General features: G+C 60.4%; 12 protein-coding genes and 1 tRNA gene. 6 read left to right on the plus strand and 7 right to left on the minus strand.

Annotation, left to right across the window (positions count from 1 at the left end; translation table 11 throughout):
- Positions 1 to 724: 724 nt before the first annotated feature.
- Positions 725 to 1,342, minus strand: coding sequence for a hypothetical protein (locus BLS26_RS11845; RefSeq protein WP_092511244.1), 618 nt, complete (start codon positions 1,340 to 1,342; stop codon positions 725 to 727).
- A gap of 345 nt (positions 1,343 to 1,687) precedes the next feature.
- Positions 1,688 to 1,882 carry a hypothetical protein gene (locus tag BLS26_RS11850; RefSeq protein WP_092511246.1) on the minus strand — a complete coding sequence of 65 codons (195 nt, stop codon included), beginning with the start codon at positions 1,880 to 1,882 and terminating at the stop codon, positions 1,688 to 1,690.
- A 925-nt stretch (positions 1,883 to 2,807) separates the two neighbouring features.
- Here BLS26_RS11850 and BLS26_RS11860 point away from each other — a divergent pair.
- Complete coding sequence (locus BLS26_RS11860; protein ID WP_092511248.1) at positions 2,808 to 3,590, plus strand: 3-hydroxybutyrate dehydrogenase; 783 nt, start codon at positions 2,808 to 2,810, stop codon at positions 3,588 to 3,590.
- 29 nt (positions 3,591 to 3,619) lie between these two features.
- On the opposite strand, the gene BLS26_RS11865 is transcribed toward BLS26_RS11860, so the two are convergent.
- On the minus strand, positions 3,620 to 5,077 hold the full coding sequence (locus BLS26_RS11865) for a GntP family permease (protein ID WP_092511250.1): 1,458 nt from the start codon (positions 5,075 to 5,077) through the stop codon (positions 3,620 to 3,622).
- A gap of 219 nt (positions 5,078 to 5,296) precedes the next feature.
- Entirely contained in the window at positions 5,297 to 6,619 is a 1,323-nt protein-coding gene (locus tag BLS26_RS11870) for a ferric reductase-like transmembrane domain-containing protein (protein WP_092511252.1), read from the minus strand.
- 320 nt (positions 6,620 to 6,939) lie between these two features.
- Between BLS26_RS11870 and BLS26_RS11875 the strand changes: the two genes are divergently transcribed.
- Together BLS26_RS11875 and BLS26_RS11880 are read left to right on the plus strand one after the other, a co-directional pair.
- The gene (locus BLS26_RS11875; protein WP_244541915.1) at positions 6,940 to 7,650 is read left to right on the plus strand and encodes a cytochrome c oxidase assembly protein; all 711 of its coding nucleotides are present in this window, start codon (positions 6,940 to 6,942) and stop codon (positions 7,648 to 7,650) included.
- Between the two features lie 8 nt (positions 7,651 to 7,658).
- On the plus strand, positions 7,659 to 8,159 hold the full coding sequence (locus tag BLS26_RS11880) for a CopD family protein (protein ID WP_197681334.1): 501 nt from the start codon (positions 7,659 to 7,661) through the stop codon (positions 8,157 to 8,159).
- On the opposite strand, the gene BLS26_RS11885 is transcribed toward BLS26_RS11880, so the two are convergent.
- A complete protein-coding gene (locus tag BLS26_RS11885; protein ID WP_092517957.1) occupies positions 8,123 to 8,635 on the minus strand; it encodes a DUF2231 domain-containing protein in 513 nt (170 codons plus the stop codon). The genes BLS26_RS11880 and BLS26_RS11885 overlap by 37 nt on opposite strands.
- 78 nt (positions 8,636 to 8,713) lie before the next feature.
- On the opposite strand from BLS26_RS11885, the gene coxB reads away from it, so the two are divergent.
- Complete coding sequence (gene coxB / locus BLS26_RS11890; protein ID WP_197681335.1) at positions 8,714 to 9,379, plus strand: cytochrome c oxidase subunit II; 666 nt, start codon at positions 8,714 to 8,716, stop codon at positions 9,377 to 9,379.
- A complete protein-coding gene (ctaD, locus tag BLS26_RS11895) occupies positions 9,376 to 11,910 on the plus strand; it encodes a cytochrome c oxidase subunit I (protein ID WP_092511258.1) in 2,535 nt (844 codons plus the stop codon). The genes coxB and ctaD overlap by 4 nt, the downstream gene beginning before the upstream one ends.
- Positions 11,911 to 13,186: 1,276 nt before the next feature.
- Here ctaD and BLS26_RS11910 read toward each other — a convergent pair.
- Together BLS26_RS11910 and BLS26_RS11915 are read right to left on the minus strand one after the other, a co-directional pair.
- Positions 13,187 to 13,261 (minus strand) — tRNA-Glu (locus BLS26_RS11910).
- 51 nt (positions 13,262 to 13,312) lie between these two features.
- Positions 13,313 to 13,654: a hypothetical protein gene (locus BLS26_RS11915; RefSeq protein WP_092511264.1), complete on the minus strand. Its 342-nt coding sequence runs from the start codon at positions 13,652 to 13,654 to the stop codon at positions 13,313 to 13,315.
- Between the two features lie 26 nt (positions 13,655 to 13,680).
- Between BLS26_RS11915 and BLS26_RS11920 the strand changes: the two genes are divergently transcribed.
- A complete protein-coding gene (locus BLS26_RS11920; RefSeq protein WP_371360807.1) occupies positions 13,681 to 14,709 on the plus strand; it encodes an RluA family pseudouridine synthase in 1,029 nt (342 codons plus the stop codon).
- Positions 14,710 to 14,879: the final 170 nt, after the last annotated feature.

The raw sequence follows: 14,879 nt of genomic DNA on the forward strand, positions 1-14,879 counted from the left end.
TAGGTTCCGGCGTATTACACCAGGCTGGCTAGTGAATTAATCTCCTGTAACAATCGTGGTTTCAGCCATGGAAAACGAAAACCCTGAGAGACAAAACGCCGCATTGAACTTGCCGGCGCGGCGCGTAAACGGATGACGCCGTTGCGGCGATGGTAGCGGGAGAGTGCATCGTAATAAAACGGCTGTCGTCGCTACCGCTGCTATCGAGATTACCGGCAACACCAAAGCGCGATGAGGCCCAGTGTTAGCAACGGCGTCGCGCGGTCTGTTTGCCAGCCGCTTGTTCCGCTGCTCGTCCGGCACGCCGTCCGCAGTTCCGTTCAGGAAGTGAGAGCGGATCTCCTTACGGCCATCGACCACGCATACAGCGCGCGTAGGCGTTGCCGAAGAGGGTAGACTGGGCGCGGGACCTATTGGCGGCCAACGCGCTAGCGGCGGCGCGCCGCCCCCCGACGTTGAAATTCAACGTCGACCAAGGCGACGAGTAGCGAAGAGAGTAATCCTCAGCGTAGGCACGACAGTCTACCGATGATTGGGCGAAAGAGGTTGTGATCACCAGCACGGATCCAAGCGTCGCTAAGCCAGCCGTGACAACCAACTTTCGCCACCCCGCCAATAAGTTGTCATGTTTCATTTTAGGGCCACTTCAATGTTTAGTAGGCTAGGCCAACTTATATTTACAGCTGCTTCTGGGATTGCAAAATCAAAGTCGAGGCGGACCGTCTTAGTTTCTTGTCGAATCATCTGAAACCTCGTGGCCCACGGACAACATTTGAGTCCACTTTGCGATGTTGCTGAGTTGCCAACTCACGCCGGCAACGGCCAGAATTATTGTGACCAATGGCGGCAACACGCCGCCGGCGGCGCGGTCGAAAAATCCGACACCTGGGAGAATGTGGTTTGCGCCTGTCATCACCATGGCTGCACCACTGACGGCAGATGCACCGATAACAAATAAGTCGAAGAATCGCGGCACAAGCAAGCCTCCGACCGCGCCGCAGACTAACGCCAGCACTCTGCCGAAGAAGCCTCCAAACCAGCCATCGAGCCCGAGAGCGGCGGCCACAGAAAGGCCGAACAGGATGCCGCCGGAAACGCCGAGCAAAACGCGCCGATAGGGCTCAAGAATATAAGACGCGGCACCAAGAATAAAGGCACCGGCAATTCCGAGGACAATCGCAGTTGTGCCAACATCCCCAGTGAACGCCCGACCCAGCAGAAGGCCGACGTCGAAACCAATCAAGGCATAGAGTAGTGGAAGCCACGCATAGAACATGAAAAGGCCGAATGCCATGATGGCGAGCCCAGTCAATATCATCAGCAATCCAATCGCGAGCGACATGAATACTTGCCCCCCTCAGCTCAATCAATCGATCAACAGCGAGAGACAGAGACTGCTGCGCTCCAACCTCGAATACCTGGCATGCACTGTTACAGTCCAAACTGAACTATCGATGGAAATCAATCGTAGCACGGGAAAATATGACAAACTTAACCCAATTGGCCGACCCCCATTTAGGTGGTCCAGCGTAGATGTTAGTTCAGGATTGGCCTTGGCGCTGGCTGGCGAAGCTGGCCCAGTTTTTCAATTTGAAGCCCTCATCCTAGTTCATCGGAAGTCTCGAAGCAGGGATTCACCGTCCATCCTGGTTTGAGCCGCAGTGGCCTTATTTAATTTCGCAATCGCCTATTTTGAGCGGTTCTGCTTTCGAAACAAAGTTCGTGTAAGAAGCGACAATCCGAGAATAAATGTCAGCGATCCAAAAACGGCGACGAAAAAGGAGTCTCGATTCAGCCCCTGTTGGCCGGTCATGTACACAACCGCCCCACCGACGATCGACAGGACTGCAAATATGAAAACCGCCCATTTTAGCTTGTCCATGTCAGCGTTCCCTAATATTGGGCCGCCCCAGTTGGCGGCTCGTTGTGTCGTTGACACGCTGCGAACTGCAAAACGGATGACCATCCGGCAAATATATGCCCTGCAGCGCTGATTTGCCAGATTCGCCCCGACCTATTCCTTCGCGCACCGAAGGATGTGCCTCATGAATATCCCCTCTCGCGATAGAAAAGATCGACGTCATTGCCGCACTCTGTGAGCGCACAACGCACCTGAGTGGCGTCAGCCGTAGCGACGGCGGCGCCAATGTCTGAGATTGACGCCTTGCTTGAAGAGCTAAAATCGATCACCCAGCGCTTGCGCAGTGTTCAAACGACCCACGTCTCGTGTTGGCAACTTGTTCGTCATCACCGCGATGCTGGGCCTGTTCATCTCAAATACGGCCACAGCCGTGCTGATTGCGCCGGTGGCGATGACCATCGCCAAGGACCTCGGAGACTCTCCCTAACCGTTTGCGATGACCGTCGCGCTGGCCGCGTCCGCGGCTTTCCTGACGCCTATTTCCCTCACCGATGAACACGCTGGTGGTGGGACCCGGGCCATATAGTCTCGGCGATTTTGTGAGGGTGGGTGTGCCCTTCACCATCATCGTAGCGATCGTGAGCGCGCTGCTGGTTCCGATTTTCCTGCCGTTCCAATAGGAGACCCGTCACCGGCCGGCAGATTCCAGCACCGCGCTCCACGTAGTGGTCCGAACGAAATGTCAGTTCGTTCAATCACCATCGTCCGGGATCCCCAAGCGGGCTTTCTTAAATCGGTGGAGTAAACATATATTGGAACGTCGCGTTTGCGGCCGGCGTTAGCCGCATCGAGATTATCATGCAACTTTCGATCTGCCGGCGGCGGCTGCCACGGGTTTTCGACGGGGACCCGCTCAGTATCTGTCGGTCCTTAATGGAGGTGGCTCATGCTAAAGAGCAAGGTAGCTGTCGTTACCGGTTCGACGAGCGGCATCGGACTCGGGATCGCTCGCACGCTTGCCGCTGCAGGGGCGGATCTCATGATCAACGGCTTCAGCGAGGCCGCGGCGATCGAGAGGCTCTGCCGGGAAATTGCCGCGGCCCACGGCGTACGCGTGGCCTTTAGCGGCGCCGATCTGTCCAAGCCAGCCGATGCCACGGGGCTGATCGAGCATGCGACGCGCGAGTTGGGACGCGTCGACATACTCGTCAACAACGCGGGCATCCAGCATGTTGCACCGGTGCACGAATTTCCGCTCGAGCGCTGGGATGCAGTGATCGCAATCAATCTGACCGCAGTATTTTTGACCACTCGTGCGGCGCTTCCACAAATGCTCGCGCGGGACTGGGGTCGGATCATCAACATTGCATCAGTACACGGGTTGGTCGCGTCGATAGACAAGTCCGCGTACGTGGCGTCCAAGCATGGCGTCGTCGGCTTTACCAAAGGTGTGGCGCTGGAGACGGCGACGACCGGCATCACCTGCAATGCGATCTGTCCCGGCTGGGTGCTCACGCCACTGGTACAAAAGCAAATCGACGCTCTTGCTACCCGCGAGAAGCTGGATCCCGAGCAAGCGAGGGTGAAGTTGCTCGGCGAGAAACAGCCTTCGCTTGAGTTCACCACCCCGGAGGAACTCGGGGCGCTGGCCGTATTCCTCTGCTCGGACGCCGCGGCGCAGCTTAGCGGAGTGGCGTTACCTGTCGACGGTGGCTGGCTCGCGCGATGACATGAAGCGCAAGGCGGGGAAGGCAGTGTTCAAAATGCCCCGAATAACTTCCCCAGCGCAATGACGGCAGTCAGTGCGATCAACGGCCCCACGAGTCCCACCATCATGATCTCGCGATAGCTCCCTCGTTGGGTGGCCCCGCAGATTGCGAGCAGGGTAACGACAGCACCATTGTGGGGCAGCATAGCCAGCGCACCAGAGCTGATGGCGGCCACGCGATGCATCAACTCAGGGTGAATGCCCATGCTCGCGGCCAGTTGGGCATAGGTTTCACCCAACGAGTTTAACGTAATGGCCAATCCGCCTGATGCTGAGCCAGTGATACCACCCATCACGTTGGCGGCGACGGCAATCGACACGAGCGGCCCGCCGGGCACCGCAAGGAAACCGTCACGGACCACAGCGAACGCCGGCAACGCCGCGACGACAGCGCCGAAGCCCACCAAGCTGGCCGTATTGAGCACCGGCAGCACCGAGGCGTTGGCGCCGGCGTCGAGGGTCTTGCGCAACTCCGGTAGGCGCTTGTGATGGATCACTGCCAGAATCAGCGAGGCGATTGCGAGCGCCGTCACGACAGACCAGGCTCCGCTCACTGCGGAGAGCGAGGTTCCGCCGAACCGCGGCTCGGCGAGATACCCGGTGTACGCGCGTGGTAGCACGAACAAACTCATGAGGAGGTTGACCACGAGCACGATCAGAATGGGCGCCACCGAGAGCGCAAAGGACGGCAATTCCTCGCTGCGATGGCCGTGCGGCAGTTCGGCGATGTCGAAATTGTCGGCGTTCGCAGCGCGCTCACGCACGAGTTGATCATCGGCTGTTGCGGGCTTCTCGGTGCTGTAACCCTCGCCGGCGCGACGCGCGCGCGCCTCGATCAGGCGCAGCCACCACAGGCCAAAGCCCAGGATGCTCGCAGATGCTATGACGCCGAGAACCGGCGCCGCAAACAGCGTGGTGCCGAAATATGCCATCGGGATGGCATTCTGAATGGCCGGGGTGCCCGGCAGGGCCGTCATCGTGAAAGTGAAGGCGCCAAGCGCGATCGCCGGCGGGATCAGCCGATGCGGAACCCCTGCCTGCCGAAACAACGCGGCCGCCACGGGAAACACGGCGAAAGCCACGACGAAGAGGCTGACGCCACCATAAGTGAGCAGGGAACAGGCCAACACCACCGCCATGACGGCTCGCTTCTCTCCCAGACGCTCGGTCATGCTGCGGGCGACGGAAAGCGCTGCACCGCTGTCATCCATGAGCTTGCCAAATACGCCTCCGAGCAGAAAGAGCGGGAAGAAATTTGTGATGAAACGCCCCGTAGCCTGCATGAAGGTCAGCGTCCATTTGGCGAGGAGCGGCTCTCCAGAGAATGCGGCGGCCACGATCGCCGCCGCCGGTGCCGCCAACAGCAGCGTGTAGCCTCGAAAGGCGAGGAAGATGAGCAGACCGAGAGCGATCAGGATGCCGAGCAGTTCAACGATGTAAGCACTCATGACGCCCCTTCTCAGGATTCGGCGAGATTTGGCAGTAGCTCCGCAAGTCAATGCCTTCAGTGGCCGCCGGCCTGGCGGTGATCGTGGTCGGTCAGGGTCGCATTTCTCTCGCTACCCGGCCACGCGAGAGAGCGCGAATAGGATCGACATCAAGATCACAATTACCCCTGTGGCGAAGGCCAGTCTGTCAGCAAACACGCGGCGCATCGGCAGCCCTCCCTAGACGAAGCTATAGCGTTCAGAATGGTACTTCGACATCGGGACGCCCATCTCGGCGAGGGCCCTTTCAATTGCATCCATCATGACACCGGGCCCGCAGATGAAGTACTCATGATCGGAAAAAGGTGGCGGCAGATGACGCTTCAACATCTCGGCGTTGATGAACCCTTGTTCCCCGGCCCAGCCGGCCGGCGGGTTCGCCAGCACATGCACGACCGTCACGTCGAGCCGCGCTTCCAGCAGCTCCAACTCCTCGCGGAAGGTAATCGATTCCCAGTCCTTGCTGCCGTAGAGCAGAATCACGGGCCGCTTGTCGCCGCGGTCAGCGAGCGTGCGGATCATACTCATCATCGGCGTGACACCGACACCACCGGCGATCAATACGTGCATGTCCGCCGGGTTGCCGATCGTGAACGCACCGTACGGTCCATCGAGGTAGACGCGCTTGCCCACCGGCACTCTCGGTATCTCTTTGGTGAAGTCACCCAGATTCCTGATCGACATCTCGACGCAGCCCCCCTTCGCAGCTGCGCTGGACGAGAATGAGAACGGATGCGCGGTGATCTTGAAGGGACTCCCCCAGACCATCAACCAACCGAACTGACCTGGGCTGAAGTGAAATCCCGGGTGGCCATCCGGCTGCATCACCAACGTGGTCGTTTCGCCGCGTTCTTGACGCGTCTCCGAGACGCGGTACGGACGGCGAAGCATGAACAGCGGCTTGACGATGCGCACGTAGAGCAGCAGTCCGATCCAGAAGATCGTCAAGCCTATCCACAGAGACTGTTTCCATGGATCAACCAGATAGAAACTTGATCCCACCATGTGCACGACTCCCGCGGTGATAGCGACAACCGCGAGCACGATATGGATGAGATGCCATGTTTCGTACTTCAGCTTCAACGCCACGCGCCAAAGGGCTGTCACCACGAGTGCGATCACTGAGAAAATCGACAGGATAGCGAGGTAGGCACTCAATGGCGCTTCACGCATGTTGGACAGCGCGAATAATTCCGGCTGAACGACGGCCAGAATGACCGGATGGGCTACGACCAAGCCGACGGCTACGAGCGAAATCTGACGGTGAAAATGGTAAATGACGTCTTCGCCCCATGGCTCGGTGACGTACCGGAAGCGCGCGGTGAGACCGAACTGCAGACCCATCATCGCAAGGCCGGAGTAGCCGAGGGCAACAGAAAACTCTGTCCAGAAATCGCGCGTCGGCGCATGCGAACCAGCCAGGAGCGCGAACAAGGGAGCGAGAATGAACAGCAGGTAGACGAGAATCCAAACGGTCCCGCGCAAACTATAAAGCAGCTGCATAAGCTGATCCTTTTACCGTGATCATGGTCGAACTTCCGTCATCACGATACGGTACTGTGGCGCGGCGGCGCAGTATCGCAAACTATAAGGCCCTCCAAAAAGTTTTACACCCATGACATCTCGGTTGCGAATTCGCGGGCAAATAGAGTGGCCCATAAGAATTGTTAGACTTGAGTAATCGGTCAGTTCGCCCCGCGTTGCAGCGTAGCTCTGTTTAACCGCTGCTATTCTTCCCACTTTTTCCAGTCTACTATCCGGCGTCTGATTGAAGAAAAGCTGGCGGAGCCGAAGACCGGGAGAGCCGCATCATGACGAATTCCATGATCGCCTATTGCGGCCCCGCCGCCGTCCCGGACGACCTTTGGACCCGCTGGAATGTCGATCCGCTGCTGATTGCAATACTCGCGGCCTTGGCGCTTGCGGTTGCCCGCAGCCGACCCTCCGACACCCGAGCAGGCTGGGGTGCGATCGTGCTGATGCTCGTTATCTTCGTCTCGCCGCTTTGTGCGTTGTCGTCGGCGTTGTTTTCGGTGCGGGTATTGCACCACGTCTTGTTGATCGCCGCCGTAGCCCCTCTTTTGGCACTGGCGTTTCCGCAACGACGCGCGGGAACGCCGTCACTCGCCATGCTTGTTGCGGCACATGCGGTCATCCTTTGGCTATGGCACACACCGGGACCTTATGCTTGGGGCCTCGCCAGCTTGCCGGCCTATTGGCTGATGCAGGCTTCGCTCCTTGGAAGCGCTTGGCTGTTGTGGCGCGCGATCCTGGTGCCGGCGCAGTCCGGCTCGGCGCTGGTTGCACTCGCTGCAACGATTGGGCAGATGGGCCTTCTCGGCGCGTTGATCGTGTTCGCGTCCAGGCCACTCTATCCCGTGCATTTCGCAAGTACGGCAGCTTGGGGGCTCGCGCCGCTCGCTGATCAGCAACTTGCTGGTTTGCTGATGTGGGTACCGGCGATGCTACCTTATCTAGGCGCGGGGGTCTGGATCGCGTGGTCCAACTTGCGATCGAGCGAACCAGCGCTATGACGACCTCCTTGAAGTTCGTCCATCTTGCCGCGATCGCGCTCTGGTCGGGCGGGTTGATCGTCTTGCCGTTTCTTTTCTGGCAACGGAGGAAACTCGAGGCGGGTTTGGATCTCGACCGACTGCACCGGGTAGCTCGGTTCGTCTACGTGGAGATGACTTCCCCCGCCGCCTTCGTCGCCATCGCCAGCGGAACGGCACTCATCTTTTTGCAGACCACCTTTGTGGAATGGTTCTCCCTGAAAATGCTGCTGGTGGGAGCCATGGCGATGCTGCACGTTGTCGCCGGCCTTATTCTCCCGAGCTTGTTCTCGCCTAAGGGCCAGTTCGGTCGATTTTCCTACGTGGCGCTGACGAGCGCCTATATCGTATTGATCACCGCAATTATCTGGGTGGTGCTGGCCAAGCCGCACATTGATTCGAACAAATTCGCTGCACATTTGTTCGAGCCCGGCGGACTCGGGCGTTGGCTGCATCAGTCCTTCGGCGAAATCAGAATCCCCACGCCATGATCAAACACAAGCTTGCCCCCGTGCCAGCCGGCGAAGCCCACCATCACCGACGCGAGGGCCGAGAGGGCGAGGCCGTGCGGCAAGATCGCCGCGGTATCGATCAGGCGCAGACCCCAGTTGGCTCCCCCGATCGCAACCAGCGTCATCGCCGCCACGGCATGAGACCAGCTTGCTTCAAGAAGCCGGATCCCGCGTACAAGCAACAGTTCACCAGTGCCGACGATACTTGCGGCCACGCCGCTCCAGAAAGCCATGCCGGCCGACCAGAGTCCGACCCGCACCCAGAAGGCGTCTCCCGACCACCAGTACAATATATCGACGCCGAGGGTCGCGATCACGAATGCGACCGGGAAATGCACCATCATCACGTGAATCGGGTGCCCAACAAGGGCCACCGCCGAACCGACATCGAGTCGAAGCAGTTCCAGCTGGACCTCACTCCGGGGCTGAGGCTTGGGATCGCCTTGCTTTACCATCGTCCTCCTCCATCGCGTCAGCCGCAACATCCTTCAGGTAGACATCGTAGTCTCTTGTACGGGGTGATCCAAGTCGGAATGCTCGCAGTGCTTCCCGGCTGCAATGGGCCATTATCGACGCTAGATCCCTCGGGGCCGGCCGGGGCTTCGATCGCCACGCTGTGGTGGTTGATGCTGGCTGGTGCGGGAATTCTCTTCGCGCTGGTGATGGTGCTGTTCGCGATGGTGATCCGGCGTCCGGGCTGGGGCTCGAACGTGTCGCCCGGACGCTGGATCGTGCTCGGCGGGTTGGCTCTGCCGGCCGTCGTCCTGCTGCCACTTGTCGCCTATGCGTTGATTGCCGGTGAGAGGCTCCTGCCGCTGCCTGGACTCGCGCCGCCGCGGATCGAGGCAGTGGGTCGGCAATGGGTCTGGACCTTCCGCTACCCCGATCATGACGGGGTGGAGACTCGAAACGTCTTGCACCTGCCCGCAGGCACTCCGGTCGACATCCTTGTCACCAGCCAGGACGTCATCCACGCCTTCTGGATACCCCGCTTCGCCGGCAAAATCGATGCGGTGCCCGGGCATGTGAACCGCTTGCGCATTCAGGCCGATCAACCGGGCCGCTACGCAGGCCAATGCAACGAATTTTGCGGTCTCGGTCACGCAGGGATGCGGTTCGATGTCATCGTCCATCGCCCGGAGGAATTCTCCGCTGCGCTTGCGCGGGCGGCCGCATCAGGGGAGTCGGAGAGAAAATGAGTGAACCCGTCGAGCCGCTGTCGCAGGGTACTCCGGCGCTGCGGTTGCACCGCGAACTCGCCGCGATCTGGGCCACCGGACCGGGGTTACAACGCCTCGCGGCGGTCAACCATTCCGTGATCGGGATGCGCATGATGATCACGTCCTTCACGTTCTTCGCCATCGCCGGTGTGCTCGGCATGCTGACCCGCGTTCAGCTCGCGACGCCCAACGCCGCCTTCATGGATCCGGAGACCTACAACCAGGTCTTCACCATGCACGGGTCGATGATGTTGTTCCTTTTCGCCATCCCGATGGTGGAAAGTTTTGCGGTCTATTTGACCCCGAAGATTCTCGGCACGCGCGATTTCGCCTTTCCCAGGCTCACCGCCTATGGCTACTGGTGCTATCTGTTCGGCGGCACGATCCTGACCGTGTCCTTGATCGCGGGGGTTGCGCCCAATAGCGGATGGTTCATGTACACGCCGCTGAGCTCCAATGTGTATACCCCGGGTATTAACGCCGACGTCTGGCTTCTCGGCGTGACCTTCGTCGAGATATCGGCGCTGTCGCTGGCCATGGAGATCGTCGTCTCGATCCTGAAGGTACGTGCGCCCGGCATGTCGCTCGACCGGATGCCGATCTTCGGCTGGTACATCCTGGTCACCGCGCTGATGATGGTGGTGGCTTTTCCGCCGCTCATCCTCGGCTCAATCCTGCTTGAGATCGAGCGTGCTTTCGGCCTGCCGTTCTTCGACCCCACCCGAGGCGGCGACCCTCTGCTCTGGCAGCACTTGTTCTGGCTGTTCGGTCATCCGGACGTTTACATCATCTTCCTGCCTATGGCCGGCGCTCTGTCGACGATCATTCCGGTATTCGCCGGTCGTCCGCTTGTCGGCTACCGGGCGATCGTCGTCGCGATTGTGGCACTCGCATTCCTGAGTTTCGGCATTTGGGTGCACCACATGTTTACCGTGGGTATCCCGCATCTTGCGCTCGCCTTCTTCTCCGCAGGCTCGGCGATCGTTGCCGTACCGACGGCAGTACAGATATTCGCCTGGCTTGCCACGCTGGCACACGGCAAGCCACGCTGGAGCGTGCCGATGCTTTACGTTTTCGGCTTCTTCTTCATCTTCGTGATGGGCGGACTGACTGGCGTCATGCTCGCCATGGTGCCGTTCGATTGGCAGGCCCATGACACCTATTTTGTCGTTGCCCACATGCACTATGTGGTGGCTGGCGCCCTCGCTTTCCCTATGCTGGCGGCATTCTACTACTGGCTGCCATTGTTGACAGGGCGCACCGCCGTGCACCAGCTGTCGGTACCGGCCTTCTGGCTGGTCTTCGTCGGCTTTAACCTTACTTTCTTCATGATGCACCTGACCGGTCTGCTCGGCATGCCCCGCCGTATCTATACCTATCAGGGCAATGAAGGCTGGAACTGGCTCAACCTGCTATCCTCGATTGGCGGTTTCGTCATGACGATTGGTTTCGCGCTGGTGGTGATCGACCTTTTCGTGCAACTCCGTTACGGGCGACGTGTCGGGCGCAATCCTTGGGGCGCGGCGACACTGGAATGGGCGATGTCGATCCCGCCTGCACCGTATGCCTTCGCCTCGATCACGCATCTAACACGGTCCGACGCGATCACTCCCGGCAATCTTGCACTGTCACTCGCGCGAGGCGAAGGCTATCTCGGCTTCACGCGTAACGGCTGGCAGGAGACGCTGGGCGTAAACATGACGACCGGCGAGCCCGAACAACTGATCGTGCTGCCGCAACCGACGTACCTGCCGCTCATTACCGCGCTCGCGACCGCGGCGACGGTCCTGACGCTTTTGTTTAAATTCTACCTGCTGGCTCTTGTCGCGGCGCTAGTGACCGCCGCCATGTTCGTGTTCTCCGGGCACCGTGCCGGTCTCGCGCGCGACTTTGGTCCTATACCGGTCGGTCAAGGCGTCAACTTGCCGCCTCATACCGAGGTTGCCGAAGCGCCGGCGTGGCTGGCTCTCATCTGCACGCTGGTCGCCGACGGCACTCTGTTCACGTCGTTGCTGTTCGGAGCCTTCTATCTTTGGATCGCAGCGCCGAATTGGCCCGCGGCGATCACACCCGAACCGAGCCGCATGCTCGCCCTTCTCGCCGTCGCGACTCTTGCCGTAGCTGCCGCGGCGGCACGCGGATCTCTGCGAGCGGTCACCACCGGTGGCAGGGCGCCTGGCTGGATTGGTCTCGCCGTGCTGGCGCTTCTTGCGGCCATCGCCGCCACCCTCGGGTTAATTGTCGATGTCGCGCCGCATCCGCGCGAGCATGCGCTCGGCGCGACCGCGGCGGCACTGCTCGGCTATGTGGCTCTCCACGCCGGTATCGGCCTCCTCTTTCTCCTGAGCAACTTCCTGCGCATCGGTACCGGCTTCATTGCGCCCCGGCGGGTACTGGATCTGCGCCTCACGCGATTATGGCTCGACTACACGCTGGTCACGGGAGTCATTGCAATGGGCCTTGTTCTGGCTCTGCCCGCGCTCGTGATGATGCTGGGGGCTCGGCCGTGAGTGAGCGTGCGATACCAGCAAGGCGGCTAGGGTGGCTCGCGGCGGGCTTCGCCGTCTGGTGCAGTGCGCTGGTCGCTCTCTACGCTCTCCACGCCATCGGCTGCGCTTTTGCCTGGTCGTCCGGCTCGCTGCGGTCGGGGCTCGCCATGGTACTCTTCGCCCATCTCATCGTGATCAGCTGGATGTGGCGCAACATCACTCGAGCTGGCTCTGACCGCAATTTCGGTCCAACTGGAACGTTTCTGCATTGGACCGTCAAATGGACCCTTATAACTGCTCTCGCCGCGACAGGCATTACCTTCGGTCCATCGCTGCTCCTCGCCACATGCATCTAGTTCGTCAGGATTAACCCTTAACGAGCCCGCTGATGCGCAGCTCGGACGTTTTCGCGTTGTTCGCCAAGGTACATACTTTGAACGTTATCTGGGAGCCCTGCACGCCACCAGTGCCACTGCGTCAATTTTGGTGGATGGGCTTATTCGGCCATTGATCGGTTGAGACGCTGCGGGACGAACGCTGAGCGGTTTAAACTAACGCTGGCGCGGCGCTGGACGATGAGGCGCTCCCTGCATCTTATTCAGGACGTTCGGCGTGCGGCTAAGGTGCTGAACGATCCTTCGCCGCCTCGGCTACGGCCCGAGTTAACTGGGCTAAGAGATCGTCCGCGGCCGGGAGGCTCAGTTGCACGTAAATCTGCTCTAAGTCCGCATGCCCCGGCAACGCCACGTACATTGTTAAATCTACGTTTTCACCGTGGGCTAGTGCTGAGATATGATCGACGTGCGGAAGCAAATATGGTGAAGCGCCTTCAATTTTAATTAAAGTCGGCATTTGCGCTCTCGCTACTCGTAGATGACTACTATGGCACCAAACGGGTTTCCATATCCACTGGCCGTCGAACGGTTACCCGCGCAGGCCAAGGGATTCAACCTAGGTCACCGCAATATGACTACGAAATGTTATGTGCTGACATCGCGCAGAAGCAGTTCATTCCGCTGCTGACTCGTCTGCGCGCGCACGACGTTACGGAATTCCCCGCATTGTTGTTGCATCAGGGCGAGGAGTGTCTGCCGGCGCGTACCAAAATGGTGACCACTCTGATCGCGCAGATGTCCGATTTGCTCGCCCCAGTATCCAAATCTACGACGCGCACGTAGTCGACCTGTACCAATGGGTCGGTGCGCGGTATCTCGTTGGTGTGAAGGGTGCAGAAACAAAGGCAGGCAAAGCGCATTCAACGAACGCGGCTGATAGCTACCTAAGTGCCTGAGTTTGTTGGCGCTCCCTAGGGGAATCGAACCCCTGTTTCAGCCTTGAGAGGGCCGCGTCCTAACCGCTAGACGAAGGGAGCGTACGAGGGAGGGAATAGCCTCGAAATCGGCCTGCTGCAAGCCGCCCGCCCTCAGGGTTCGCTGACAAATTTCAGCTTTCCGGCCGGTTTCAGCGTTTTGGCATCAAACGTGCGGATTTCGGTCACGCCGGCTATATCCAGGGTCACCACCAACCGCTCGCCGGCCACCCCGGTCGAGACGATGCGGGCGCCCTTCGGCAGGGTCGCGGTGACGTCGGTGGTGGCTACCGTCGCGGAGCTTCCCTCGCCGCGATAAAGGCGGTAACCGACAGCGATCAGGACGATGCAGACGGCCAGCGCCGAGGTCAGGCCGGCAATCACCATCATCCGCCGCACGCGCGCAAACAGCGCGGCCTGCTCGGGGGTCGGTTCGGGCGCAACGGCGTCGGTCATACGGGACTCTTCATAAGGACAAGGCTTTGGATCACGACACTTCAACGGGCGGACATTCAACGGGTGCACAGCGGCTGGAGGTCACCGTCGGCGGTGACGAGGGCTCGACCCGTCTCGACCGTGTGCTCGCGGTGCTCCGCCCGGAACTGTCGCGCTCGCGGCTGAAGGCGCTGATCCTGGCCGGTTCCGTCACCGCCAGGGGCACCCCCGTCCGCGACCCCGCTTATCATGTCACCACAGGCGATACGATCACAATCGACGTCCCGGAGGCGGTGGCGCCGGAGCCGAAGGGCGAGGATATCGCGCTCGATATCGTCTACGAGGACGACGACATCATCGTCATCGACAAGCCCAAGGGTCTGGTCGTGCACCCGGCCGCCGGCCATGAGAGCGGCACGCTGGTGAACGCGCTGATTGCCCATTGCGGCGCAAGCCTCTCGGGGATTGGCGGTGTCCGCCGCCCCGGCATCGTGCACCGGCTGGACAAGGACACCACCGGGCTGATGGTGGTCGCCAAGAACGACCACGCCCACCAATCGCTGACGGCGCAGTTCGCCGACCATGGCCGCACCGGGCCGATGCAGCGCGGCTACATGGCCTTCATCTGGGGCGCGCCCGGCCGCCCGCACGGCACGGTCAACGCGCCGATCGACCGCCACCCCTATGCCCGCGAAAAGATGGCGGTGCGCGAGGGTGGGCGCGAAGCGGTGACCCATTGGGAATTGCAGGCCAGTTATCATGGCCGCGACGGCAAACCGGTCGCCTCGCTGCTGGCCTGCCAGCTCGAAACCGGGCGGACCCACCAGATCCGGGTGCATCTGTCCCATATCGACCACCCCCTGATGGGCGATGCCGTCTACGGCTCCCACTTCAAGACCAAGGCCGGCCACCTCGGCCTCAAGGCCCAGGCCGCGCTCTCTGCCTTGGGCCGGCAGGCCCTGCACGCCTATCTGCTGGCTTTGGAGCACCCCCGGACCGGGGAACTTTTGCACTGGGAAGCGGCTTTGCCGGAGGATTTGCTTCTCCTGAGGAGCGCTTTGGAAGCGGCGCTATGACGCAGGCCTTTTGGAAAAGCGATGCTATGCCAACAGGTTATGGCTGCCACACGGGGACGTGACGTCAGCAATCCTTCCCTAAATGCCCCGATTTGGTGTATGTTGCACCTGCGCTGAATATCCAGCGCGGAACATCGCAGCCTGGCCGGCTTTGACAAAGCGGCCGTCTG

Source organism: Afipia sp. GAS231 (assembly GCF_900103365.1).
Classification (GTDB): Bacteria; Pseudomonadota; Alphaproteobacteria; order Rhizobiales; family Xanthobacteraceae; genus Bradyrhizobium.